At 70.5% G+C, this 1,970-nt stretch carries 3 protein-coding genes; 1 reads left to right on the forward strand and 2 read right to left on the reverse strand.

The annotated features are described in order from the left end of the window. The coding region (locus tag G6021_RS08065) for a glycoside hydrolase family 25 protein (RefSeq protein WP_182641028.1) at positions 1–795 on the reverse strand (795 nt) is incomplete at its 3' end. Between the two features lie 204 nt (positions 796–999). On the opposite strand from G6021_RS08065, the gene G6021_RS08070 reads away from it, so the two are divergent. Beyond that, on the forward strand, positions 1,000–1,272 hold the full coding sequence (locus G6021_RS08070) for a hypothetical protein (protein ID WP_179523592.1): 273 nt from the start codon (positions 1,000–1,002) through the stop codon (positions 1,270–1,272). A gap of 18 nt (positions 1,273–1,290) precedes the next feature. Here G6021_RS08070 and G6021_RS08075 read toward each other — a convergent pair. Beyond that, positions 1,291–1,970 (reverse strand): pentapeptide repeat-containing protein (locus G6021_RS08075; RefSeq protein ID WP_241736472.1); only part of this gene is annotated, 680 nt, incomplete at its 5' end.

Here is a 1,970-nt window from a genome sequence, read left to right on the forward strand (position 1 = left end):
CGCCTCACCCGGCGTGACGGGTCCCATCCACGCCCCGAGCTCCTCGCGCGTCCCGGCGAAGACGTTGAGGTCCACGGGGCCGGAGAAGCCCGGCACCTCGCCGGTCTCCGAGTTCTGCCAGAACAGCCACTCGCTCCAGCCACCGATCACGGGGAGCGTGGGCTCCGGCACCCCGTATTCGGCCAGCCACAGCGGGTACTCGGAGAACCGGGTGGTGTTGGCCATCCGGTCGATCCAGAAGAAGCGGTACGTGTAGATGATCGGGGTCCGCCCGGTGAGGTGCTGGAGTTCGGTGAGGAAGACGTGCGTCCACTCGATCAGCTCCTCCGGGTTCTTGCCCTCGTCGGTCTCGATGTCGAGCACCGGCGGCAGCTGGGCGCCTCCCACGGACTGCAGGCGGGTGGCGAAGGCGCGGGCCTGGACCGCGGGATCCATCGCGGGGCGGGCCTTGTGGTAGCTGCCCACGGCCATGCCGGATGCCCGGGCCTGCTCGACGTCGGCCTCGTAGTAGCGGTTCGCGGGGCCGGTGCCCTCGGTGGCCTTGATGAAGGCGAAGGACTGGCCGGACGCGGCGGCCGCGTGCCAGTCGACCGGCGCGCCGTGCGGGTGTTGCCAGCTCGAGGAGTCGACGCCGCGGGCCAGGCCGTCGAAGACGGGGGAGAGGGGGATGACGGCGTCGGCCCGGGGGGATATGACGACGACGAGGAGTCCGAGAGCCAGGGCCGCCGCGGAGGCGAGGGCCACGAGAAGGCGGGGGAGAAGGGCACGGCGGGCTGGCTGACCGGCTGGTGTCATGGGGTGAGTATCAATTAGTAACACCTGTCACACAAGCAACTCGCGCAACTTCGCTGGGATTTCTTCGCCCAGCACCGGCGCGACGGGGGTGGCGTGGGTCACGGATCCGTCACAACCGGTAACACGCTGTCCCACTGGTGCGATCAGGTGTTTTCCCGCCTCTATTGTTGGAGTCGCCCCACCGTTCCAGTCGGGAGTCCCCTCGTGTCCGATGCAGTAGATTGTTCGACCCCTCGCTACCGTCACGACCTCGTCGCCGAAGTCGACGGTCCGGCCGATGACGCGGTTCTCGAGGTGTCCGTGGTCGAGAAGGCGGTGCTCGACGAGAACGGTGCCGGGCGCGGGGTGCCCGAGCTCGTCCTGCGGACGGGTGTCGACGGCATCGCGCTCACGGATCGCGACCAGGTTCTCCGTCTCCAGGCAGTGATCAACCGGGCCGTCAACCAGTGGCGCGACGCCGCCTCGCACCTGCCCTGAGCGCTCGCTCGATCCCGCCTACTCGACCCTGATCCCCGCTTCGCCGATCAGTGCCAGTCCGACCCCGACGACCTGCTCCGGCGAGATGATCGCCCCCCGGAGCGCGGACGCCCCCCGCACGTCCTCCAACTCGGCACCCCTCAGGTCCACCGCGGTGAACGTGGCCCGGTCGAGGCTCGCGCCCCGCAGGTCGGCGTCGTCCGTCGACAGGTCCGCCACCCGCGCCTCCAGCAGGTCCGCCTGCCTGCAGCGGGTGGCGGACAGGCGCACCCTCTGGAGCCGGGCCATCCGCAGGTTGATCATGTCGGCGTGGCAGTCCTCGAAGGACACGTCGGTCAGTCTGGCGTCGGACAGGACCAGGCCGGTGAGCCGGCACCCGGTGAATCTGACCCGGGTGAACGTGGCCCCGTCGGCGACCATCCCGGACAGGTCGCAGCCGCTGACCACGACGTCGGTGAGGCGGAGCGAGTCGGCCCTGGCGCTGCTCAGTCTGATGCCCTCCAGTGTCGACTCTCGGATCTCCGCGCCGCCGATCAGCGCCGCGCCCTCGTCGGGGGAGGGGGCGTCCTCGGCGGTGGCACACGCGCCGTCCCACAGCCCGTCCGGTTCGAGTTCGGACCGCGGCGACTGGAGTTGCTCCCGCCGCGGCAGTGACGGGGCGGCGGGCGGTCGGGGTGAGCCGGATCGGCGTCTGAGCG

Origin of the sequence: Dietzia sp. CW19 (assembly GCF_014145265.1) — a bacterium.
Lineage (GTDB): Bacteria > Actinomycetota > Actinomycetes > Mycobacteriales > Mycobacteriaceae > Dietzia > Dietzia natronolimnaea.